Raw genomic sequence first — 22,178 nt, forward strand, 5'->3', positions numbered from 1 at the left:
AGTTACTTGTCAACGAGCAAATTAATTGGCCCCACTATCGAGCAATAAGAATTGACCCTGGGGAGCCAGAGTTTCCTCCGCCGAACCGTTTTTCGGCGTCGGTTTCTCTGAACGGAACCGATAGGCTACCCTCAACTTCTTAGTTCGCCAGCCAAAAAGCAGCCGGTACTACGACCAGAGCGTGGCCGGTAACACGTTGCCGGTAACCAATCAAGTGTTGCTACGTCCTGGGGAGTATTTTTCCCTGGATAGCTTGCTATCCTTTAGCTTCTTGAGTCTCATGCCGCAGAGCTTTTTTGGAGTCCCAGCAATGCCTGCCTACCAGCTTGCACGATCTATCACCATCGATTGCCCCGCGCAAACGGTTTTTCAATTGGTCTCCGACTACTCGACTTGGACCAAATGGTCCCCTTGGCTTTTGGCCGATCCTGAGGCAAAAGTCACAATCTCGAGCAATCCAAACTCTGTTGGCTCCAAGTACGAATGGGCCGGAGAAATTACCGGCCAGGGAGAACTAACCACTACAGATCTAGAACAACACAAATCGATGAGAGCAGACCTTCGGTTCATCAAACCGTTTCCAGCACAAGCCAAAACCGGTTTCGAACTTACCGCAGACGGTAACTCGACCAAGCTAACCTGGAATATGCAAGGCAAGATGCCATGGTTTTTGTTTTGGATGATACCCATGCTGAAAACCTTTATCGGTATGGATTATCAGCGGGGGCTGACCATGATCAAAGATCTGCTAGAGAAAGGGTCTATTCCATCACGATTAGTATTTCATGATCGTGAGGAGGTGCAAGGATTCAAGATGGCAGGCATCGCAGGCTCTTGCCATGTAGATGAAATAGGTGCATCCATGGAGAAGTCTTTTGCTGAAGCTAAAGCAGAGTTCAAAACTCTGGGGCTGCCAACGGATGGCTCCATGATCTCGGTCTATACCAAGTTTCGGGTAGGGGCTGGTATCTTCGACTACATAAGCGGTTATATCATTCCTGAGGAGGTTGACATTCGCTCCCAAAAGCTGACTCTGTGGAAGATGCCTCCGGGTCGTGCTTATCGGATCGAGCACATCGGCAGCTTTCGACATTTAGGCAATGCGTGGAGTACCGCGAACCAAATCGTTCGAGCCAAGAAATGGAAGCAGTCTCGAGTCGGCACCTACGAGATCTATCGCAATGCCGACGCTGCTACGAACGAATCGGAACTCGTCACTGACATCTACCTACCCCTAAAATAACGCTCGGTGGCGCTCGGTCACTCTCCAAATTACTTGGTAAGAATCAGCTTGTTCTGTTTCGTCTGCCTGAGCCGGTAGAGCTGGCCGCCCCCCTCGATCCAAACTTCGTCAGAGCCACTAGCCAACTCTTCAAAGGAAAGGGGATTCAGCATCGTGCCAGGAGCGTGCACAGGACAACGCGCAGCAGGAGATCCCACCTTGTGAGAATCCCCCATCTGGGGTTCACGATCCGAAACGCCGGGAATTTCCTGAGACACGACTAAAAACCTCTTGAGTCATCCGATTTTTCACAACTATACATGCGAATAAGTTTTGCCGCGACCCCTATTGAGACACAATCTCATTAAGAAACCGGCTTTTTTCGTCTTGCCCTTAGATTGTTGAGCAAGAACTCTCTGGCAAATGCCGGTTTAGGCCGGTATTCTGCCGGAATGAAGATCGCAATGATTACCACGGGGACAGGAATCAACGGAGCCGTTAGGCACTGTTACGATTTGGCCCAGGAACTGGCCGCACGCGACCACTCTGTCCTGCTAATCCATCGCCCAGGGGCCTGGATTTCTTCGCAGCCCCAACACCCGAACGTTTCGCTATTGGAATCGACCCTAAAGAGAAAACGACACGAACTGAAACGGGTCGCTTGCATTCTCCGAGCCCAGGACTACCGACTGCTTCATACCCACCTTAGCGGCGCCAGCTTCTTTGGCGTTCTGCTGGCGCGCCTCTACGGCTTCCGATCCATCGCGACCTGCCACATGCCACACTTTCAGCCTCATTGGTGGTGGAATGATCACGTCATTGTTCCGTGTAGTAGCGTGGCTCGCTTTCAGCGATTCCTAAACTTGGTTCCAAGAAAGCGAATCTCGACGATACCGAACTTCATCAATCCACAACGTTTGCAATGTTCGCTCACTCGAGAAGAGGCCCGCTCTAAATTGGGAATATCTCAATCCGCCTTCTTACTCGGTACCATAGGTATGCTAGAAGAACGAAAGGGATTTCTATACTTGGCAGAGGCCTTCACCCGAGTGCATCATTCAGGCGTCGATATCCAACTCCTTTCCATTGGCCCCCAGACGACCGAGTACACCAAAAAGGTTCAGCAGTTTATCGCTCACCAAGCCATGGAGAACCGCATCAAACTGCTAGGTCAGCGCGACGACATCCCCCTCATCCTGAAAGCCATGGATTGCATCTGCTTGCCTAGCCTACGAGAGGTCATGCCCATATCGCTGCTAGAAGCCATGGCGACCGGCCTACCCGCTATCGCAACCAAGGTTGGTGGAGTTCCGGAGTGCATTCGCGATGGCATTGATGGCCTACTCGTTCCACCTCGGAACGTTGATGCTCTGACCAAATCGATCACCGATTTAGCCCAAGCACCCCGTCGTGTTGCATCCATGGGACACAACGCTAAACAATCGATGCAAGAACGTTTCTCTCCCGAAGCACTACTGCCTCGAATCATCGACATCTATCAACGGTACACGTAGAGTAGCGAGCAGTATCCTCACCTTAAGGTGCATTGGCTTGTTCAAGCCGCTCTCGCCAAAACGACTTAGCCGACTCGAGTACGGACTCCATTGTGGAATCCAGATTCTTCCCACGCTGGATATCTTGCACCGCACGATCTAACCATAAATTCATGAACTCGACACTCTTTTTTGAAACCCTAGTCTTGCCATCGAACTCAAAGTAAAAGGGGGCCGTGCTCGCATATCGATAGACATGGTCATGCGAGGTCACAACACGAACAACGAGCCAGCCGCTTTGCTCGATGGAGATCGGGGGGAACTCACCCCTCCGAAAGTGATCCTCAAGTTTCGCACTGTAGAGTGTTTCTCCGTTGAACACTACATCGAGGTAATCGACCGGATCCCGTACCGAAAGGGCTGCCGAGATGTCCAACTCGATCGGCTCCCCAGCCCGGGAAGTAAAAGTCGATCCGGGATACTGCTGGTTAACGGTCACTCGCAATAAGGGACCATTGGTAACCATGGTTCGCCCTAACGATACCCCTTGCCAGTATTGCTCGCGATCGAGCTCGGCTTCGCTGTGCACATAGGTCCGGTTGTATCCCAAGTGAGTCTCGCCGCTCCCGAACCCAGTAGCTCCCGTGGGGGTAATGCGAATTCCTGTATCTAGAATCTTCCACAAGATCTGCTCGGATAACAACCCAATCCCGCGGCCATCACGATACCTGATGAGATCATCCTCGTTGATCGGTGCAAAGACACCTTTCCATGAGTCTTGCTTGCCTTGAGAACCCCGTAGTTTGAACGGACCAGAGCTCTTCGGATTGGCTCCCAAATCCAGTTTGATATCCCCGTTCGGTAGATTGGTAGTATTGAGAACTTGGGCGGCTCTTATTCGGTTGCTGCTTAGGAGAATGGGTACTTCTCGAGACCACAGGTATTCCAATTCAGGTACGAAACGTTTTGTGGATTCCCAGTCCGCCAACGTCTCCATGATCTCAGGCAGCGAAATGTCTTCCACACGTAATCCCGCCTCGCCTTCAACAGTCGGGTGCAGCAGGAGGGAGCCTCCGTCATTTTGCCACCGCCGCGAAATCGTGCTTAACCCGAGACCGATTTCCGATGTTCCAGGCTGGTCGGTATTGTTTTTCGTTTGACTGCTGCGTCTTGAAGTCTGTTTGGATCCGTTTCCCTCCGGACTCAATAGCTCGCTTGGGTTGCTTTCCCAAAGCGAAACAGCCATATCGACCGCATCGGCTTTTTGCCATCTCGTAAGTCGATCGATGGGTAAGCTCGCTTGATGATCGCCGCTATACCAGCCTTCTTCAGACATATTGGTGGAGCGAGGAATCTCGATCAACACGATATCCCGAGCTCCCTTTTCAATTGTGAAGCCGCCCCGAATATCGGTAAATTCGTGGCCTCGGTGGACGACGAACTCGTATTCACCAGCCTTGGGAGCGATCGAAAAACTTTGCTCCGCCAAGAACCAACTACCCGATTTAAGAAGTGTCCGTGGCAGTCCGGCTTGCTTCTCGCCCTTAGTGAATTTCAGTCTCGCAAAGACATTCGTATCACTGTCGCGATCTCGAAAATCAAGATCGATATTCTGAGCTTGAAGGTTGAACGGAAGACTGCAGACGAGCAACGCAAAACCAGCCACCAAAAACGTCCATCGGCAGCTTGGTCGTATCATTTGGTTACAAACTCCCTCGGCCTCGAACAGCTGCAACACTTCTGGGGCTGTCGAGCGTCTCAGTGGACGCTCGACATTTCACTGGAACGTCCCTAAGCAACGGAACGCTTCGCCTTGGTCTGCTCAAATTCGATCAGCCAAAGCAGCGTCGGTGATGCAACGAAGACCGAGCTGTAAGTACCAACCAGAATACCTATGAGCAAGCAGAAGGAGAACGTATGAATCCCTTCACCACCGAAAGCGTACATCAACAACAAGGCGACTAACGTCGTGCTCGATGTCAAAAGCGTACGGCTCAAGGTTTGTGTGGTACTGGAATTCACCATGTCTGCGGTTAGACGCGGGCTCTTGCCCTTTACCTCTCGAATCCTGTCAAAGACAACGATCGTATCGTTGAGTGAGTAGCCGATGATGGTCAGAAACGCAGCAACGATGGTAAGAGAAATCTTGAAATCCTCTAGAAGCAGGAAGCTCAAAGGCTGAAATAGCCAATGGCTTAGTGCCAAAATCCCTAGCGTAATCACAACGTCGTGAACGAGAGCAATCAGAGCAGCAAGTCCATAGGAAAGACTTTGAAAACGGAACCAAATGTAAGCTGTGATCGCAATCAAGCTTAGCAATAACGCAGCCCAAGCCCTACGCTGCATTTCGGTCGCAACGCTTCCTTCGATTTGGCTGATCGATTGCCAAACTGGTCGCGATCGAACTTGTGCTTTGAGTGTCTCAGCAATAGCACTTGTGGTAGCACTATCGAGGGGCAATACAATCTCCCATTCGGAAGCCCCCAAAGATGACTCCCTATTCCAGGTTTCGAATCCAGCTCCGACAGGTCGTAGCTCAATTTGCGCTTCGACCAAGGTTACGCCGACTGCCTCGGCGGCCTTGATCAATTCTTCCATAAGCTGCTTGGAGGCGATTCTGGCACTACCTTCACCAAAGCTCCTCTTGAAGGAGAGAGAAAAGGAGGTTATAGCGGCCTGCACTTGGGCAGAATCGTCAGCGGGACTAATGGTGGAAGTCGGCTGTTGAGCGATTTCGGACGAATCTGTGATCTCTGCTGCTTGGGCTTGCGAGGATTGGGCGTCTACCGTAACTCCGCCTGCATCGCTTTCCTGATACGAAACCATTCGGCCTGCCGGATTGCGCCGCAGGGAAGATTGGCTATTGGCGTTCCCCGCCATCCGAACTTCTACGTCATACGTTACCAAACGGGCTGGAGCTTCGCTAGAAAACCCCTTCAGCAATCGCTCTGTGACTTCGCTTTGTTGCTTAATCGAGGTATCGAGTTTGTAGACGGAGTCCTTTTCTGCCTCATCCAACTTGACGCTGATGAGAGACGTTTGGATCGGGAGATTGCTTTCGTCTCGATCAAATGCGCTGGACACGATCTTCCGTACTTCTTCGGACGGTACCCCTTTCTCCAAAGAGAAAACCACTGAGGTTCCACCGTTGAAATCGATATCAAACAATCCACTTCCGCGAACGAATGCCAGAACCAAACTTAGAACACAGGCGACCGCAGAAATCGCCACCATGGGCTTAGCATAGTTCATAAACTTGACATCTTGGTTTCCAAAAATAGACCTTCTGGCATTATTGACATAGTCCGCCATGCTCAAATTCAAGAACCGAAGTTTCTCTGCGATATCGAAGATCTTGTGAGAAAAGAAAACCGCAGTAAACATGCTGCAGGCGATACCGATCACCAAGGTGGCGGCAAATCCTTTGACTTGCTCCGTCCCGACCCAGTAGAGGATAAAGCCCGAAATAAGGGTCGTTAAATTGGAGTCAAAAATCGCGTTCCAAGCTCTTTCAAAACCATTTCTGATGGCCACACGGGCAGCAGATTTCTTTTCGACTTCTTCACGGATCCGCTCAAAGATAAGAACGTTTGCGTCAACACTCATACCGACCGACAGAACCAGACCGGCAACCCCAGCCAAAGTGAGCGGTTGGCGAATCAAGATCATGACCGGGAGGATCATCAAGAGGTTAAAGCCAAGCGCCAACGTGGCAACCACGCCGCTGAATCGATAGTAAAACATCATGAACAGCACCGTTGCGACCAACGCATAGGCACTTGCTTGAAAGCCCTGCGTGATAGCTTGCTCGCCCATGTTGGCTCCGACAACGTTTCGAGCGACTGGCTGTCTACTCAAAACGCCCGGCAGGGCTCCACCATTGAGGATGTCCACCAATCGCTGAACTTCTCGCTCGGTAAAATTCCCTTCGATCAAACCGTTACTCGAAATTCGCCCATTGAGGTTGGGTGCGGACAAGATGACTTCGTCCAGAAGAATGGCCATCCGGCGAGAAAATTCTCCGGTTGGCTGATTTGCCCCCGTAAGGGCGAACATTTTATTGGAACCGCCAGTGTTCATTGTAAAGTTGACTTGGTAGCCACCGTTCTTCCCAAACCCCTTTTGAGCGCGTTGCAAATCGACACCTGTTACAACGGCAAACGGTCTACCGGCACGTTCGGTCGCAAGCAAAACCTCTAGAACTTCTACATTCTGCGATTTGAGCCATGCATCCAGCTCCCCGTCTTTTCGCGTGGGAGGTGGTTCAATGATACGGCCCGTCCGCCCATCCCGCACGATGTCCCCGTACGCGTAGCCATCGTAAACGATGATTCCTGCGTTGTTGACGGCTCCGACACGACGCCACAGACCGGCCTCGCGTTCATCGCCTGTGGATTTGTCCGTGATCGTGACGCGGCGACGCACACGGACGTTCGCGTCATCGGAATTCGCTTGGGCAACAGCGCGATCAACAATGTCTTTATGGTCGCTGCGGTTGGCGACGATTCGGAACTCCAAAATACCGGCTTGCGTGATCAACCGTTCGATCTCAGCCACTTCTGAGTCATCGACGGCAGGCAAGGTGATTTCTACTCGGTCGTCACCATTGGGCCGAATTTTGATTTCTAGGGTACCGGAGGGGTTGAGCCGGTTGCCCAAAGGAACAACGAAGTCCCGAGCGACTACTTTTCTGGGAGCGAGAAGATCTTCGCTGGAGCGATCCACCTCATAAATCAGGTTGATTCCCCCGACAATATCGGGACCGTACAAAAGCTTGCTAGCCGACGAGTCGATCTTGGGCAAAAAGATGATCGCAATTGAGCCGAGCAAAAAGAAGAAGATTGCGGTGAGGCCAAACGTCGCGTTAGGCATTCGCAGAGCTTTTGCCAGCCATTTCCCGAAAAGGAACGGGACGAGGATCGCACCAACGAAAACAGCAACGTTGAGAAGCCCGCTTCTCCAATCCGTTGCGCCCGTTGATCCATCTCCGAGAGCATTCTGGGCAAACAAATTTAGTTGTTCAAACATGGATAGTCCGTACCAATGGTCCGACTCGAAAGGGTTATATCTCAGTCGTCAGGCTTCAACACTTCGGATGGCGGTGCGATCAACGGTGATTCGAGCGTTGCTGCTTTCATCGACCCGTAGAGTGACCGTCCCAGCCTCCGCGTTAATATTCGCAACGACCCCGTGGATTCCTGAGTTCAAAACCACGCGATCGTTTTTCTTTAGGTTCGCCAACCTCTCACGCAAAGCTTTCTGCTCTCGTTTACCCGGCTTGGGTAAAAACAAAAGGAGTACGTAAAGCCCCACGAAGACCAGAAGCACCAAATTAAGCGGATTGCGAAAAAACGCCTCGCCAAATGAGGTCTCTGCGTTGTTAGGAGCGGCCTCCTCCGTATCCTTAGAGGTTTCGCCGGTGCTCGAGGAACTAGCACCGGCATCGACCTGAGCAGCCAACCCGTCCTGCGCATGCAACCAACTGCCATGAGAATCAACGATCGCAAACATGGCAGAAAATGCCAGAATGGAAGTGATGATTCGGACCATGTGATGCGGATATACGATTCTAAGTGAGGGGTTGGCCAGGATATTGAGGTGTAAAACCTTGGAAAACCAAGCAGTTTACGGCGAGAAAAAAAACGTCACAAGTCCAGACTGCAACTCTTCCGTAGACAGTTTGCCAGGATCGGTGGAAAAACTCGCGTCGAATGGCCTTCAAATAGGTCGACATGGTGGCGATCCTGCCGTTTGGAAACTGGTAAAATCTATTGGTTTTGTGCAAATGCAGCCTAAACACCGATCCGATACCGGAAAATGGCGAACTTTAAGGCCTAGCTAAAAAGAGCTGATCCGGAAAGTTAACCTGAAAAGGAATATCGCTATTTACTCAGCTTCCCCGAATTGTCAGAATCCTGGCGGACTCGGTGGATTGTCCCATCCGGCTCTGCGGCGATCGACGGAACGATTGTCGTCGAAAACAGCTGAATTTTCCAAAATCACTTAGCAAGGAGTGCTCAAAAGTGCTTTTCCGATTTTCTCTCGCGACAGTCGCGCTGTTGGGCTTTGGCACCGCTTCTGTCTTCGCCCAAGCAACCAACCAAAACCCTCCCCCCGCTCAAGCCCCCAAGACGGGCCCGGTCGCTTTGGTTGACATTGGAGCCATTATCAAGGCTCACCCAACCATGAACGCCGAAATGGAAAAGATTAAGGCGGAGATGGAGGTTGCTCACGATACCATCGAGAACCGCCGTAAAGCCTTGCTGGCCGAAAGCGAAACGATCGTCAAAAACTACGACGCCAACACTCCTGACTTCAAGCAAAAGCAAGAAGAGCTTCTGAACAAGGAAAGCAAGCTGCGAGTGGACTTCCTAGGTCAGGAAAAGGAATTTGCTGAGAAGCAAGCCAAGGTCGTCTTCACGTCCTACAGTGAGATTAACGCTGCAATCGCGTATATTGCCAATCGCTACGGATACGATATTGTTCTTCGCTATAGCAAGGAGCAAGATGAGATGGATCCGAAGAAGCCGCAGTCGGTGAATTTCGGACTCCAACGAGATGTTCTGTACCAAGCACCAGGCTTAGATGTCACGGAGTTAGTTTTGTACATATTGCGTGAGCAATACATTCAGAAGGGAATTCCCATCAACACCACAGCCCCGACCAAGGGTGCAGCACCGCAAGTTGCGCAGCCTCCAATCGGCAACAACAACAACGGATTGCGACGTTAATCTACTACCCTCCGATTTTGACACGAAACGGATTTCGTTCCAGAATGCAACTCGCAACCCTCCAGAATACGATCGAACATGTGACGCATGTCAGCGGCCGAGGCTATTGGTCTGGCCGCGCGGTTAGTTTGACGTTTCTGCCGGCCGAGCCAAATTCTGGAATTCGATTCCGTCGTGTCGATCTGCCGGGCAGACCCATGATTTCTGCACATGTCGAAAATCGGCGTGATACCCAGTTAAGGACGACGCTAGTCCAGGCGGGGTGTCACGTGGAAATGGTCGAACATGTGCTGGCCGCTCTTTATGCCCTCCAAATCGATAACTGCATTGTGGAATGCGATGCGCCGGAAATGCCCGGGATGGACGGCAGCGCACTAGCCTTTGCGATTGCGCTCGAGCGAGCTGGTCGACGACATCAACGATGTGAAGCGAAAACGATTGCCATTTCCTCTCCTATTCGTGTCGGTGACGATGGAAGCTACCTCCTTGCGATACCGTCGCAAGATCCGGGGCTCACCATCCGCTATGTACTGGATTATGGTGCGAATAGCTCGGTGCCCAGCTGCGAATCAACACTGTTGGTAGATCGCAACACCTTTACAACAGAAATTGCTCCGGCGCGAACGTTCCTAGAGGAACGAGATGCCAAGGGGCTGCAATCCCGCGGCGTTGCTACACATGTGACCTACCGAGACTTAGTGGTTTTCGGAGCGAATGGTCCTGTCGACAACACGCTTCGCTATCCCGATGAATGCTCTCGACACAAACTGCTAGACGTGATCGGTGACCTTTCCCTGTGCCAGCATCGGATCCAGGGCAAAATCATCGCTCATCGAAGCGGTCACAACCTCAATGGTAGACTAGCACAAGAGCTATTGGAATTAACAGACAAACTACAAATGAGGAAAGTGGGATGAGGTTTTCGAAAGAACTCTTTGCCTTCCTCCAACCAATGAATAGATTGGGAAATTGACCATGCCAACCATCATTGCCCACACAGCTGTTGTGGATCCTCGAGCCGAACTTGATGACGATGTGCGCATTGGTCATCACTGCGTTGTGGGGCCGAACGTCCGGATCGGTCGCGGAACCAAGCTGGAGAACAATGTGACTCTGACCGGTCACACCTCAATCGGACGGGACAACCGATTTTTTCCCGGCTGCGTGATCGGCGCAGAGCCACAAGATCTCTCCTATCAAGGTTCACCGACTCAAGTCATCATCGGAGACTCCAATGTCTTCCGTGAGTGTGTGACGGTCAATCGCGGAACGGAAAAGGATGAGGGCATCACTCGAATTGGTCATCAATGCTATTTCATGGCTAATTCTCACGTAGCTCACGATTGCATCATCGAAGACCGTGTGATCATGGCTAACACCGTGATGCTCGGTGGACACGTTCACGTTGCTCACGACGCAACCCTCAGCGGTGGCGTTGCCGTTCACCACTACGCGTCGATCGGTTGCTATGCCTTCGTGAGCGGGCTGTCGCGAGTTTTGCAAGACGTTCCACCGTTCATGCTCGCCGAGGGCTTTCCTGCGAGAGCACGTTGCGTCAACGTCGTAGCTCTAAAGCGAAAGAACTTTACGACGCCCGCAATTCGTGCCATCAGCGAAGCTCACAAGCTACTCTACCGCTCCAAGGTTGGTGTGAAACACGCCAGAGAGATTCTGCAAGTCGAAGGCAACCACTTGCCCGAACTAGAGATTCTCTTCGACTTCATCGAGAACTCCTCCCTCGGCAAACACGGTCGAGGTCGCGATCGCCGAAGTGCAGCAGCGAGCAACTCGACATCGGCTGCTGCCTAATTCCAGACGAACAATCCATCACAAATTAAATCGCAACGATGATTTCCAACTCACTTACTAAACTCCGAGTCGCAATCGTCGGCGGTGGTCACCTAGGCAGAATTCATGCCAAGCTGCTCGCGAACAATCCTGACTGCGACGTGGTGTGCGTCGTAGATCCTGATGAGAATTCTCGTAGTACAATTTCCGCCCAACTGGGCGTGCCCACGGTATCGGATCATCGAACCTTGGACGGCCAAGTCGATGGTGTTGTCATAGCGACCCCCACCCTGCTCCATCATGAAGTGGGCATGTGGTGCCTAAACCATGGTATTCATTGCCTGATTGAAAAACCTATCGCTACGAATTCGACAGAGGCTAGAGAACTAGTTGAGCAAGCAGACCGAAACGAGCTAACCCTTCAGATCGGTCATGTGGAGCGATTCAACCCCGTTTGGACTGCGGGCCGCTCTCAAATCGATCCCCATGCCATTCGATTCATAGAAGCGACGCGCGAAGGCTGCTACACGGGACGAAGCACCGATATCGGTATCGTTCTCGATCTTATGATTCACGATCTGGATCTTATCCTTAGCATTGTTCCCTCGAAAGTGGCTCAGGTAAACGCTTTCGGCTGGACCGTTTTGGGGCAGCATGAGGATATGGCTTTAGCGCAGTTGGTTTTCCGCAATGGAACCATGGCTCAACTACGAGCGTCCCGCGTTTCGGAAAGCCAGAATCGTAGCATGCAGATTTGCACCGAGAACGAGATTACGAGATTGGACTTCGCACAGGGAACGGTAACCCAAACACGTCCGCACGACGATGTGCTGTCGGGTCAAAGATTAGCTGATCAATTACCACCTGCCGAACGATCCAAAGTAAAGGATTCACTATTCACCGAGTGGCTTAACAAGTGCGAGTTTAAACCAGCCGCAGCCAATGCCATTGCGCTAGAGCACTCGGAATGGATCCGAGCCATGAGGTTGGGCCATCAGGTCACTGTCCCCGGTACAATGGGTGCCGAGGCTCTACAAGTCGCCGAACGAATCATCGAAGCCATTTCGCTGCATCGACGCGCTCCCGACGTCATTCCTGCCGCAGATCGATTCGCCGCGTAAAGCGTCACCTACAACTCATCGGCATCGAGAGAGAGTGGTTCCATGACCTTTGTGTTTCTCTCCACAGCGATGACGACCGTCTGCTCCTCAACCCCATCGCGACTTTTTGCGCTGACTCGCAATACTTGCCGTTTATCCGCAAAAGGCATTCTAAGAGAAAATGTACCGTCTGGTCGCACCTTAACTGGTTCGCCAGCGATATTCACGTGAGCATCCGGAGTGCTGTTACCAAACACGACGAGTTCCGCCTCGACGTTGAAGAAGAACTGTTTGTTTCGCTTTAAACCACCTTCTGCACCTGAGCCGAATTGAGAAAGCACATCCGTCTGCATGGTGCGTTTCAGGCGTTCTTCGAACACTTCTTTCAGATCACCACTGTTTGACTCTTCGCTGTAGCCCCCACTCATGGCAAAGATCTTTTCCGCATTCTTGGCGATCTCCGCCCAATGATCGTCTATGGCGTCCTTGGATCCCGGTTGCGGCATGGTGACCATGTTGCTTCTCGCTAGTTCGTAAAATCGACCGTTCGAAGTCAAGTAGCCCATGAGCATCTGGAACGAGGAACCTGGAGTCTCTACATCCATGTACCAGTTGCGCACGCCACCGTGTATCTCGATGTCTCGATAAACAGTCTCCGCGTTACTTGTGGTCGCCATGTCATCGATCTTGATCAGACGCAATATTGGCTTGGCCGTATGCCAATTCTCTGCAATCGAAACGCGAGCGCGATCGACACTATGCCGCGTAATGTCCCAGTGAGCATGGATCCAGAACGCGTCTCGAACCATCAGAACTAGACGATCCTTCCCTTTTTCAATCATGGGAATCGGCGTCGTCGGGACGAGCGACGGCTTGGGTGCGGGCTGAGCAAGGTCCTTGCGAAGTTCTTTTTCCGCCTGGGCACTCCGGATTTTCGCCACGATCTCGGGATTCGTGTTGGTGGGTGGCGGGGGAGGGGGTAGTTTCTTTTTGGCCTTGGGTGGTGGAGCCAAGGTTGGTTGCTGAGTGGTTATCGGCTCCGATGGAGCGACCTTTTTGCCTCCCGTTTGCTTGCCCCCCGTTTGCTTACTTCCCTTTGGTGCCCCTTGATCGACAGGCTTAGAGGTCTTGACTGCAGGTTTTGCAGTGGATTTGGTCGGAGCATGGATTTTTTTGGACTTAGTGGCGGAAGCAGCCGAGCCCCCCCCCTTCTTGGGCGTCGCTTTAGGACTTTTCGATGGCGTGGATTTTGGAGCAAGCGGCTTTGCCGTGTTCTTAGCGGCTTTGGGTTGCTTGGCAGGAGCCAACTTCTTATTGGCTGCTTTCGGAGCGGGTTTAGCGGCTACCGTTGACTTCTTTGCACCAGGCTGGGCCTGCACCGATTTCGCTTTTGTGATCGGTTTGGACTCAGACTTGGGGGATGAAGCAGACGTTTTCTTCCCACCAGCTTTCTTGGATAAGGTTGATTTGGGATTGGCCACCTTTTTAGAAGAAGTCGTCCCCTTCTTGGGTGCGCTCTTGGCGGGACCGGCGATTTTCCGGCTCTTGCTATCGGTCTTTTTACGAGCGGCAGACAACTTTGAAACTCCCAGGCAAGCAGCACAACTTATTTCCCCCCGTGTGGGGTGGCGGACCAACCACCATTCGTATCCCCAGTATGCTCGGGCAAGATGGAATTTCTAGCGATTTCGGGGAAACTTTAGGCTAGGAGGAGGCTTTCTGTGCGGGTTGGGCGGGTCTACGAGGTGTTTACTAAGGTGGCTGTGGTGAGTCTACTGATTGGTTGGCGGGATGGGACAGGTAGATGTTTGGCGACGGGAAAACCTTAATGGACGAAAGCGAAAGTCGGGAATCAGCGAGCAGCAAAGTGACTGAAAAGCAGCAAAATTCCTCTTCGGTGACGTTGAACGCGTTCAGCCGAGTGACCGCATCAGTAGGGTTGATGCTCCTTTTTGGAATCGGAGGGGGATGGCTGGATCGATGGCTGGGAGTGGGTTACCTGACCATTATCGGGTTTTTAGTGGGTGGAACGTTTATGCTGGTCGGCATGCTGTATTCCGTAAAAGCGGCCGAGTTCGAGCGGAAGCAACTAGATCAAAAGAGGAACACCCGCGAATGACAAATCCCGATTCGCATCAAGAGCAAAGCGTGCAGGCCCAGGGGCAGGCGAAGCGGCATGGTGAGCCGTGGTGGCGACGCCGGATGGTGCTTTCGTCCATGCTCGCTATAGCCCTGGCAACTTTTTTTGTGGCTTATGAATCCTTTAAGGCACCAAACCTGGCGGACGCCAGGGCCGATGCAGAGTCGACGGAATTCTCGATTCTGTTCCCAACAGTTGGCTTGCTCGCGGTTGGCATCTGCTGGTTTGCGGACTGGATTATCTGCATTTTGCAAACCGAAACCTTTGATCGCAAGAATCCGGTGGCCAGCGTTTTGGCTGGGTCGCTAGTACGCACAATGGTCATTCTCGGTGCGCTCGGATTCTCGAGTGCGACAAAATGGACCGCGCACAATTCGTTCGGGCACTACGTGGTGGGCTGTTATTTTTCTTTTCTAGCATTAGAATCCTGGCTCGCTATTCGACGCTCTGCAACTCGTAACTACTCACCCAAGCCTCTCTAGCATGGCCTCAGATATACTCCACATAAAGGATGGATATTATTTTGAATTGCCCACGGCATTGTGGCGCAGCACGCGAAAGAGCGCGGCAGAGTTCCCAAGATGGGTAGTGCGGCTGGACGATGAGTTCCAGTCCGAAGAAGCAGACCTCGTCGTCGCCAAATTGGGCGAAATGGGCGTTGACGCTGGAAACTTGACCGGCCTCAAAGCCGAATGGGAAGCTTGGAAAAAGTCCTCCCATGGTAATTATGCATGGCCATTAGACGCATACCTGGAAAAGCAACACGCACAGCTGGTTGCCAAGGCCCAGACTTGGGCAAAACGAAAAGCTCCGCAAGCGTCCGACAAAGTTAAGGCCTACTTGGCTGAGAATCCACAACCTGAGATTGAATGGTTTGTCGATCTATTGGCCGATGAGTCAAAGGCTGAACAGTGGTCGGCGTTTAAAACAGAATTAAATTCCGCTGCCCGCGTCGATAAGTTTGCTACCGAAGGGGCTGGCAAAGACTGGTCTGAAGCGAAGATTGCGACCTACAATCGCAGCTTGGACGGAAAAATTATGATCCCTCAGCCATTTGCTGAGCTTCGAAATGCCTACGACGTCGAAAGCGGTTTCGGCATCAGTCGATACATGATCATCGAAGTTATCGTTGCAATCTTGCTGGTTGTGGCGTTTCGGTGGCTGGGCAAGAGGGTTGCAAGCGGAGAGGCCCCCAAGGGCAAGTCTTGGAATTTGCTCGAGGGTTTCACCAAAGCTATACGTGACAAGGTCGTTGTTCCCGCAATGGGTGAGCATGATGCCGACCGGTTCATGCCATTCTTTTGGACCCTGTTCTTTTTTGTTCTTGGTTGCAATTTGATGGGCATGATACCTTTCGTAGGTTCACCCACGGCATCTTTTGGAACGACCTTTGCGCTCGCATTGCTGGTATTTATCCTTGGTGTTGGGATGGGGGTGAAGACGTTCGGAGTCTTGGGATACCTAAAGAACATCTGCCCGTCCCTTGGATTGCCGATATACCTCGCAATTGTCATCGTGCCGTTGCTTTGGATCATCGAGTTCGCATCGTTGTTCATCAAGCACGCTGTCTTGGCCGTTCGTTTGCTAATGAATATGGGAGCCGGGCACCTGGTTTTGCTTGGTATCCTCGGAATTGGGATCAACATAGAAGCTGCATCGATGTCGCTTCTACCTTGGTTGGGCATTGCAGGGCTTTCTGTAGCTGGCACGGTATTGCTCAGCATTATGGAAGTCTTTGTAGCGTTCCTCCAAGCATACGTTTTTACGTTCTTGGCTGCATTGTTCGTTGGAAGCGCGATGCACCATCACTAAACAGTTGAGTGAAGATCAAAGATATTGAGAGGTCGTGCGTGCGACCTCAGCAAACCTTCAGATTATCGTTTTCCCTTGCATTGGTTTCTAGGAGATAGAAAAAGTGTTTAACGTTGCTCGTATTTGTTACATGGCCTTGGGATTTGTAGCGTTGATGGCTATGCCTGCTGCGGCTGCCGAGGGCGGTGGTGGAGTTCCAGGTGCTATCGGTGCCGGTCTCGCTGTTATCGGAGCTGGCCTCGGGATTGGTTTCTTGGCCAAGGGTGCAGTGGAGTCCATCGCTCGCCAACCTGAGTCGGCTGGTACCATTCAAATCGCGATGATCATCGCTGCGGCTCTTATCGAAGGTTTGGCCTTCTACGCCGTATTCGTTTGCTCGCAGCAAAACCCATTCTCCGGATCGTAATTGATCGGTGCGGTGGTTCGTTCGATTGGTCCTTTGTTCCTGAGTTAGCGTGTCATGATCCGTCAGCTTTCCGTTTTCGTTTGTGGGTTGGTTTTTGCGATCGCATTGCTGTTTACCTGTCAATCAGCAACAGCCGCAGATGGTGCACATGGGCATGACGACATATCCCATGGACATTCCAATTCGGCCGAACTTAACAACTTGCTCGAGCTAAAGGCCAGCAAGTCGTTCTTTTCGGTTATCGTATTTCTAATCCTCTGCGTGGTTCTCTACGTCGTGGCTTGGAAACCGATTTCTGAGGGGCTCGCGAAGCGTGAGAAGATGATTGCGAGCCAAATAGCAGAGGCTCAGCAGGCATCGGTTACGGCATCAGAAAAGCTTAAGGAGTATGAGGCCAAGCTAGCTGATGCGGCCGTTCTAGCTCAAGAACTCGTAGCTCAAGCTCGCAAGGATGCAGAGTCGGTTGCAGATCGAATCAAGGCAGAGGCACAGCAAGAAGCGACCCGGTCGCGAGACCGAGCCCTAGCCGAGATTGAGTCCGCCAAGTCGCAGGCTCTTTCGGAGCTAACCAGTCGCAGCACAGACATTGCGTTCGGATTGGCACGCAAGGTGGTTGGGCGCGAATTGAATCCGTCTGACCATCAAAAGCTGATCGCAGATGCTATCGGTAATTTGCCTAGCAACAACTAAATGAAATGTCCGCGAATCGATCGAATCGATGTCGCTTACGAACAACATCCGTAATTTTCAATAACTACGTATTTCCACTGAAACGTGTCGCATGACAGAGCAAGTATCCCAAGTAGCCACGGTCTTCGATAGCGAAGAACAGCACGTGGGTCAGATATATGCCAAGGCCCTGCTTCAGGCAGCGATGTCATCGAAAAAGGTTGATGTGGTTGTTGAGGAGTTGGAGTCATTCGTCGACGATGTGCTGAGCAAGAATGCTTCCATCGACTTCTTCTTGTCCAACCCGAAGCAATCGGCCGAGAGCAAGATAGGTCTGTTGGATCGCGTGTTTGCAGGAAAGATGGAGTCGACCCTTCTCAATTTCTTGAAGGTGTTGTGCCGAAGACAGCGTATTCAATTTGTTCGGGGAGTGTCGCGGGCTGCCGTGGAACTCAGGGACGAAATCGCAGGCCGCGTAAAGGTACTTGTTACAACCAGTGAACCGCTCGATCCTAGCACAGAGTCTGCTTTAGCCACAAAGCTCAAGCAAACACTTAATAAAGACGTTCGGATCGTAAAGAAGGTTGATCCTACTATCATCGGTGGATTGATCGTGCGTGTCGGAGATACCGTTTTCGATGGAAGTGTGGATGGCCAACTGCGTGTCCTGAGACGCGAACTAACGGCTAAAGCAGATGCTTCCATTCGAGGACTAACGAATCAATTAATTAGCCAGTAAATCACTGGTTATTGTGACGGGGGGGTACATCCCCCCGATATTTGTAATCCATTATTCCAATTAATCAAAGTTTTGCGTCATACGATGCTAAAGAGGTTTGACTCATGAAGTTCAACTCGGATGAAATCGCAGCCGTCATTCAAAAAGAAATTGAGACGTTCGGCAGCCAAGTGGATGTCCGAGAGGTTGGTACGGTTCTCGAGGTCGGGGACGGTATCGCTCGCGTTTACGGACTCTCAAACGTTATGTCCGGGGAAATGGTTGAGTTCCCCAGCGGGGCAATCGGGCTAGCGTTCAACCTCGAAGAGAAGAGCGTCGGGGTCATCATCCTCGGTGACTATCTACGCATCAAAGAAGGTGACGAGGTTAAGGCTCTAGGAACCTTGCTTTCCGTGCCTGCGGGTGATGCAGTCATCGGACGAGTTCTAGATCCGCTCGGTAACCCTCTTGATGGCAAGGGACCTGTTAACGCGACCGTAAGTCGTCCCGTGGAAATCATCGCTGCGGGTGTAGCGGAGCGTCAACCAGTTCATGAGCCGATGCAAACCGGTATCAAGGCGATCGACGCCATGACCCCCGTGGGACGTGGGCAACGGGAACTAATCATCGGTGACCGAAAAACAGGCAAGACCGCGGTTGCAATTGACGCGATCATCAACCAGAAGGGTAAAGGCGTTAAGTGCTTTTACGTCGCCGTTGGTCAAAAGGATTCTTCGGTTGCATTGGTGATTGATGCATTAACCAAAGCCGGTGCGATGGACTACACGACAGTTATCGTATCAGGTGCATCCGCTCCAGCCCCATTGCAGTACGTTGCTCCTTATGCCGGTACAGCAATGGCTGAGCACTTCATGTACAACGGTGGTCACGCACTGATCGTCTACGATGACTTGAGCAAGCAAGCCGTAGCTTATCGTCAGTTGAGCTTGCTCATGCGACGTCCACCAGGACGGGAAGCGTTCCCAGGGGACGTCTTCTATTGCCATAGCCGGCTGCTCGAGCGATCGGCCAAGCTCTCCAAGGAATTGGGAGGCGGATCTCTCACCAGTCTGCCGATTATCGAAACTCTCGAAGGTGAAGTTTCGGCTTACATTCCGACCAACGTGATCTCCATCACCGACGGACAGATCTATCTGCAGCCCGACTTGTTCTTCGCTGGTATTCGACCCGCTATGAACGTCGGTATTTCGGTTTCTCGCGTGGGTGGTAACGCGCAGATCAAGGCCATGAAGAAAGTGGCGGGTGGTTTGCGTTTGGACTTGGCTGCATTTCGCGAACTTGAAGCATTCGCGCAGTTGGGTACGGAATTGGATCCTGCAACGCAGTCCAAACTGGACCGAGGATATCGAATGGTCGAGTTGCTAAAGCAATCTCAGTACCAACCGATGGACGTTGCGGAACAAGTTGTCAGCATCTACGCGGGCACGCGAGGCCACCTCGATGATATTGCCGTCGACCGAGTTAAGGATTTCGAAACCGGTTTGCTCCAGTACGTGCGTGACCGCAAGCCGGAGTTGCTCACTCAGATTCGCGATATCGCCGATTTAACGAGCGACATCGAAGAGTCGATCAAGTCTGCTATTGCAGCATTCAAGGCATCGTTCAAGTAGTCATTACCGGTCGTTACCGAAAGGTGAAAAGCAAATGGCGAACATTCGTCAGCTAGATAAACGACGAAAGTCGGTAAAAAACATCCGTAAGATCACTCGCACGATGGAGTTGATCGCGACGGCGCGTTTCAAGAAGGCGATGGATCGTGCTTCTGCTGCGACCGACTATACCAAGCGAATCACCCAGATCGTGACCGACTTGGCTGAAAGCGGCACCGAAGTGAATCACCCGTTGTTGGTTCCTCGAAAAGAGATCAACAATATCGACATGCTCGTGCTGACCGCCAACCGCGGTTTGTGCGGCGGTTACAACGGTAATGTGGTTCGTGTCGCAGCGGCTCAGCGTATCGAGTTAAAGGAACAAGCAGCTCGAGGTGAGTTGAGCGTCAGCGGCAAGCGGGGTATCTCGGCGTTGCGGTTCATGGGATTGCCCATCGAGAACACCTACACCGAATTCGATGACGAACCAGCCTTTGAGCCGGTTTCCAGAATTGCTGACGATCTCATCGAGCGTTACATCACGGGGCAAGTCGACCGCGTCGATGTAGTTTACACGAGGTTCGTTAGCGTTTCGAAACAAATCGCGACCGTCGAAACACTGCTTCCTTTTGCAAAGATTGAAACAGCAGTCAAATCCGAGGATAAGACAACTGACGAGTCGGGTGGTATTCGTGACGATTATGAATTCCTGCCGTCAGCGTCGGCTATTTTGGAAGAGGTCGTTCCGGCTAGCTTCCGGGCACGCTTGTTCAAGTGCTTTTTGGACGCGGCTGTTAGCGAACAGATTGCACGAATGGTCGCTATGAAGGGTGCCACCGAGAACGCAGGCGACTTGATCAAATCGCTATCGCGGACCTACAACAGGGCTCGTCAAAGCAAGATTACCGGCGAAATCATGGAAATCATCGGTGGTGTTGAAGCGTTGGGTTAAGAACCGGACGCATGCACGACCAAAACCAAACCATAAGTTTTTTACAACCATCGCAATTTAGCGAGAGATTTAATGAGCGTTACAACTGAACAGATCGTAGGGCGAGTTTGCCAGGTCATCGGCTCGACCTTTGACGCAGAGTTTCCAGAAAACAAACTCCCACCCATTTACAACGCGGTAAAGGTTGAGGGAGACAAGAAGGGAATCAAGATCGATCTCACGGGTGAGGTACAACAGCACCTCGGAGGCGGTAAAGTTCGTTGTGTGGCTCTCGGTAGCACCGACGGATTGATGCGAGGTCAAGATTGTGTTGACCTGGGCAGGCCAGTTTCGGTTCCTGTCGGCAATGGAACGCTCGGTCGCGTGTTCAATGTTCTGGGGGATCCGATCGACCAACGCGGCCCCGTTCCCGCAGACGAGTACTGGCCCATTCACCGCCAGGCTCCCGCCGTTTCGGAATTGTCGACCAACACCGAAGTCTTCGAGACCGGTATCAAGGTCGTCGATTTGCTAACTCCGTTCGTTCGGGGTGGTAAGGCTGGTTTGTTCGGTGGTGCGGGATTGGGTAAGACCGTTATTCTTCAGGAACTCATCGCTCGGGTGGCTAGCACCCACGGTGGATACTCTGTTTTTGCGGGTGTGGGAGAGCGAACTCGTGAAGGAACCGACTTGTGGCTAGAAATGCAAGAAGCCGAAATCGGTAAGACCGGCCGTAAAGTTATCGAGCAAACGTGTATGGTGTTCGGCCAGATGAACGAGCCACCAGGGTCTCGTCTCCGGGTTGCACTGTCTGCCCTGACCATGGCTGAGTATTTCCGCGATACAACTGGAAAAGATACGTTGTTGTTCGTCGACAACATCTTCCGTTTCTCGCAAGCAGGTTCGGAAGTGTCCGCCCTTCTAGGTCGGATGCCATCTGCTGTGGGTTATCAGCCTACGCTGGCGACGGAAATGGGTGCTTTGCAAGAGCGAATCACTTCGACCAAGCGGGGAGCTATTACGTCGGTTCAAGCGGTTTACGTTCCTGCGGACGATCCGACCGACCCTGCACCGGCGACTGCGTTCGGACAGTTGGACGCGTTCATCTATCTCGAGCGATCGATTTCGGAAAAGGGTATTTATCCCGCGATCGATCCACTCGCATCGAACTCTCGGATCTTGGATCCGGCGATCGTGGGTGAGCGGCACTATGCCATCGCTCGTCGCGTTCAGAAGACACTACAACGCTATCGAGAACTGCAAGATATCATCGCGATTCTCGGTGTGGATGAGTTGAGTGAGGAAGACAAGACAGTTGTTCGACGTGCTCGACGCATCGAGCGATTCCTCTCGCAACCGTTCTTGGTCGCAGAAGTCTTTACTGGCAAGCCAGGGGAAATCACCTCCTTGGCAGATACCATCCGCAGTTTCGAAGAGATCTGTGATGGAAAGTGGGATCACTTGCCTGAGTCCGCGTTTATGTACGTCGGATCGATCGAGCAAGTGGAAGAGCAAGCCAAGCGAATGGCTGCACAAGCTGCCAAGAAATAGGTAATGG

Annotated in this window: 20 protein-coding genes; 15 read left to right on the forward strand and 5 right to left on the reverse strand. The window is 52.0% G+C overall.

Annotated elements, in window-relative coordinates:
- Positions 1–310 precede the first annotated feature (310 nt).
- Positions 311–1,243 carry an SRPBCC family protein gene (locus SH449x_RS10435; RefSeq protein WP_482381282.1) on the forward strand — a complete coding sequence of 311 codons (933 nt, stop codon included), beginning with the start codon at positions 311–313 and terminating at the stop codon, positions 1,241–1,243.
- 29 nt (positions 1,244–1,272) lie between these two features.
- Here SH449x_RS10435 and hemP read toward each other — a convergent pair whose 3' ends face one another.
- Positions 1,273–1,500, reverse strand: coding sequence for a hemin uptake protein HemP (gene hemP, locus SH449x_RS10440; RefSeq protein WP_482381283.1), 228 nt, complete (start codon positions 1,498–1,500; stop codon positions 1,273–1,275).
- A 174-nt stretch (positions 1,501–1,674) separates the two neighbouring features.
- Here hemP and SH449x_RS10445 point away from each other — a divergent pair, with 174 nt between their 5' ends.
- On the forward strand, positions 1,675–2,736 hold the full coding sequence (locus SH449x_RS10445; protein WP_482381284.1) for a glycosyltransferase family 4 protein: 1,062 nt from the start codon (positions 1,675–1,677) through the stop codon (positions 2,734–2,736).
- Between the two features lie 22 nt (positions 2,737–2,758).
- Here SH449x_RS10445 and SH449x_RS10450 read toward each other — a convergent pair whose 3' ends face one another.
- The 3 genes from SH449x_RS10450 to yajC all read right to left on the reverse strand — a co-directional run bounded on the left by SH449x_RS10450 (position 2,759) and on the right by yajC (position 8,265).
- Positions 2,759–4,414: a CehA/McbA family metallohydrolase domain-containing protein gene (locus SH449x_RS10450; RefSeq protein WP_482381285.1), complete on the reverse strand. Its 1,656-nt coding sequence runs from the start codon at positions 4,412–4,414 to the stop codon at positions 2,759–2,761.
- A gap of 92 nt (positions 4,415–4,506) precedes the next feature.
- Positions 4,507–7,743 (reverse strand): protein translocase subunit SecD, encoded by a 3,237-nt coding sequence (gene secD, locus SH449x_RS10455; RefSeq protein ID WP_482381286.1) that lies wholly within the window; start codon positions 7,741–7,743, stop codon positions 4,507–4,509.
- A 48-nt stretch (positions 7,744–7,791) separates the two neighbouring features.
- On the reverse strand, positions 7,792–8,265 hold the full coding sequence (gene yajC, locus SH449x_RS10460; RefSeq protein ID WP_482381287.1) for a preprotein translocase subunit YajC: 474 nt from the start codon (positions 8,263–8,265) through the stop codon (positions 7,792–7,794).
- A gap of 473 nt (positions 8,266–8,738) precedes the next feature.
- Here yajC and SH449x_RS10465 point away from each other — a divergent pair, with 473 nt between their 5' ends.
- Genes SH449x_RS10465 through SH449x_RS10480 form a run of 4 tightly spaced genes read left to right on the forward strand, consistent with a single transcriptional unit; the run spans position 8,739 to position 12,355 of the window.
- Positions 8,739–9,446 (forward strand): OmpH/Skp family outer membrane protein, encoded by a 708-nt coding sequence (locus SH449x_RS10465; RefSeq protein WP_482381288.1) that lies wholly within the window; start codon positions 8,739–8,741, stop codon positions 9,444–9,446.
- A gap of 44 nt (positions 9,447–9,490) precedes the next feature.
- Positions 9,491–10,363, forward strand: a complete 873-nt coding sequence (gene lpxC / locus SH449x_RS10470; protein ID WP_482381289.1) for a UDP-3-O-acyl-N-acetylglucosamine deacetylase — start codon at positions 9,491–9,493, stop codon at positions 10,361–10,363.
- 58 nt (positions 10,364–10,421) lie between these two features.
- Positions 10,422–11,255 (forward strand): acyl-ACP--UDP-N-acetylglucosamine O-acyltransferase, encoded by an 834-nt coding sequence (gene lpxA / locus SH449x_RS10475; RefSeq protein WP_482381290.1) that lies wholly within the window; start codon positions 10,422–10,424, stop codon positions 11,253–11,255.
- Between the two features lie 38 nt (positions 11,256–11,293).
- The gene (locus tag SH449x_RS10480) at positions 11,294–12,355 is read left to right on the forward strand and encodes a Gfo/Idh/MocA family oxidoreductase (protein WP_482381291.1); all 1,062 of its coding nucleotides are present in this window, start codon (positions 11,294–11,296) and stop codon (positions 12,353–12,355) included.
- Positions 12,356–12,363: 8 nt separating this feature from the next.
- Here SH449x_RS10480 and SH449x_RS10485 read toward each other — a convergent pair whose 3' ends face one another.
- On the reverse strand, positions 12,364–13,911 hold the full coding sequence (locus SH449x_RS10485; RefSeq protein ID WP_482381292.1) for a DUF4912 domain-containing protein: 1,548 nt from the start codon (positions 13,909–13,911) through the stop codon (positions 12,364–12,366).
- A gap of 251 nt (positions 13,912–14,162) precedes the next feature.
- Between SH449x_RS10485 and SH449x_RS10490 the strand changes: the two genes are divergently transcribed.
- The 9 genes from SH449x_RS10490 to atpD all read left to right on the forward strand — a co-directional run bounded on the left by SH449x_RS10490 (position 14,163) and on the right by atpD (position 22,171).
- Positions 14,163–14,453 carry a hypothetical protein gene (locus SH449x_RS10490; protein ID WP_482381293.1) on the forward strand — a complete coding sequence of 97 codons (291 nt, stop codon included), beginning with the start codon at positions 14,163–14,165 and terminating at the stop codon, positions 14,451–14,453.
- Positions 14,450–14,956 (forward strand): hypothetical protein, encoded by a 507-nt coding sequence (locus tag SH449x_RS10495; RefSeq protein WP_482381294.1) that lies wholly within the window; start codon positions 14,450–14,452, stop codon positions 14,954–14,956. Before SH449x_RS10490 ends, SH449x_RS10495 begins: the two co-directional genes overlap by 4 nt.
- A 1-nt stretch (position 14,957) precedes the next feature.
- Positions 14,958–16,286: a F0F1 ATP synthase subunit A gene (gene atpB / locus SH449x_RS10500; RefSeq protein WP_482381295.1), complete on the forward strand. Its 1,329-nt coding sequence runs from the start codon at positions 14,958–14,960 to the stop codon at positions 16,284–16,286.
- A 103-nt stretch (positions 16,287–16,389) separates the two neighbouring features.
- A complete protein-coding gene (atpE, locus tag SH449x_RS10505; RefSeq protein ID WP_482381296.1) occupies positions 16,390–16,692 on the forward strand; it encodes an ATP synthase F0 subunit C in 303 nt (100 codons plus the stop codon).
- A gap of 54 nt (positions 16,693–16,746) precedes the next feature.
- Positions 16,747–17,382: a F0F1 ATP synthase subunit B gene (gene atpF / locus SH449x_RS10510; protein WP_482381297.1), complete on the forward strand. Its 636-nt coding sequence runs from the start codon at positions 16,747–16,749 to the stop codon at positions 17,380–17,382.
- 91 nt (positions 17,383–17,473) lie between these two features.
- On the forward strand, positions 17,474–18,100 hold the full coding sequence (gene atpH, locus SH449x_RS10515; RefSeq protein ID WP_482381298.1) for an ATP synthase F1 subunit delta: 627 nt from the start codon (positions 17,474–17,476) through the stop codon (positions 18,098–18,100).
- A 104-nt stretch (positions 18,101–18,204) separates the two neighbouring features.
- A complete protein-coding gene (gene atpA, locus SH449x_RS10520) occupies positions 18,205–19,710 on the forward strand; it encodes a F0F1 ATP synthase subunit alpha (protein ID WP_482381299.1) in 1,506 nt (501 codons plus the stop codon).
- 34 nt (positions 19,711–19,744) lie between these two features.
- Positions 19,745–20,641: an ATP synthase F1 subunit gamma gene (atpG, locus tag SH449x_RS10525; protein ID WP_482381300.1), complete on the forward strand. Its 897-nt coding sequence runs from the start codon at positions 19,745–19,747 to the stop codon at positions 20,639–20,641.
- A gap of 72 nt (positions 20,642–20,713) precedes the next feature.
- The gene (gene atpD, locus SH449x_RS10530; RefSeq protein WP_482381301.1) at positions 20,714–22,171 is read left to right on the forward strand and encodes a F0F1 ATP synthase subunit beta; all 1,458 of its coding nucleotides are present in this window, start codon (positions 20,714–20,716) and stop codon (positions 22,169–22,171) included.
- Positions 22,172–22,178: the final 7 nt, after the last annotated feature.

Source organism: Brakhagea baltica (genome assembly GCF_052161605.1).
GTDB lineage: Bacteria > Planctomycetota > Planctomycetia > Pirellulales > Pirellulaceae > JBKCUI01.

Excerpts from the sequence above, each read along its gene's own strand:
- secD (WP_482381286.1), bottom strand. The coding sequence starts at position 7,743 with ATGTTTGAACAACTAAATTTGTTTGCCCAGAATGCTCTCGGAGATGGA.
- atpA (WP_482381299.1), top strand. The coding sequence starts at position 18,205 with ATGAAGTTCAACTCGGATGAAATCGCAGCCGTCATTCAAAAAGAAATT.
- atpD (WP_482381301.1), top strand. The coding sequence starts at position 20,714 with ATGAGCGTTACAACTGAACAGATCGTAGGGCGAGTTTGCCAGGTCATC.
- lpxC (WP_482381289.1), top strand. The coding sequence starts at position 9,491 with ATGCAACTCGCAACCCTCCAGAATACGATCGAACATGTGACGCATGTC.
- SH449x_RS10450 (WP_482381285.1), bottom strand. The coding sequence starts at position 4,414 with ATGATACGACCAAGCTGCCGATGGACGTTTTTGGTGGCTGGTTTTGCG.
- yajC (WP_482381287.1), bottom strand. The coding sequence starts at position 8,265 with ATGGTCCGAATCATCACTTCCATTCTGGCATTTTCTGCCATGTTTGCG.
- SH449x_RS10480 (WP_482381291.1), top strand. The coding sequence starts at position 11,294 with ATGATTTCCAACTCACTTACTAAACTCCGAGTCGCAATCGTCGGCGGT.
- atpF (WP_482381297.1), top strand. The coding sequence starts at position 16,747 with ATGATCCGTCAGCTTTCCGTTTTCGTTTGTGGGTTGGTTTTTGCGATC.
- SH449x_RS10490 (WP_482381293.1), top strand. The coding sequence starts at position 14,163 with ATGGACGAAAGCGAAAGTCGGGAATCAGCGAGCAGCAAAGTGACTGAA.
- SH449x_RS10495 (WP_482381294.1), top strand. The coding sequence starts at position 14,450 with ATGACAAATCCCGATTCGCATCAAGAGCAAAGCGTGCAGGCCCAGGGG.
- SH449x_RS10445 (WP_482381284.1), top strand. The coding sequence starts at position 1,675 with ATGAAGATCGCAATGATTACCACGGGGACAGGAATCAACGGAGCCGTT.
- lpxA (WP_482381290.1), top strand. The coding sequence starts at position 10,422 with ATGCCAACCATCATTGCCCACACAGCTGTTGTGGATCCTCGAGCCGAA.
- atpB (WP_482381295.1), top strand. The coding sequence starts at position 14,958 with ATGGCCTCAGATATACTCCACATAAAGGATGGATATTATTTTGAATTG.
- SH449x_RS10435 (WP_482381282.1), top strand. The coding sequence starts at position 311 with ATGCCTGCCTACCAGCTTGCACGATCTATCACCATCGATTGCCCCGCG.
- atpH (WP_482381298.1), top strand. The coding sequence starts at position 17,474 with ATGACAGAGCAAGTATCCCAAGTAGCCACGGTCTTCGATAGCGAAGAA.
- atpG (WP_482381300.1), top strand. The coding sequence starts at position 19,745 with ATGGCGAACATTCGTCAGCTAGATAAACGACGAAAGTCGGTAAAAAAC.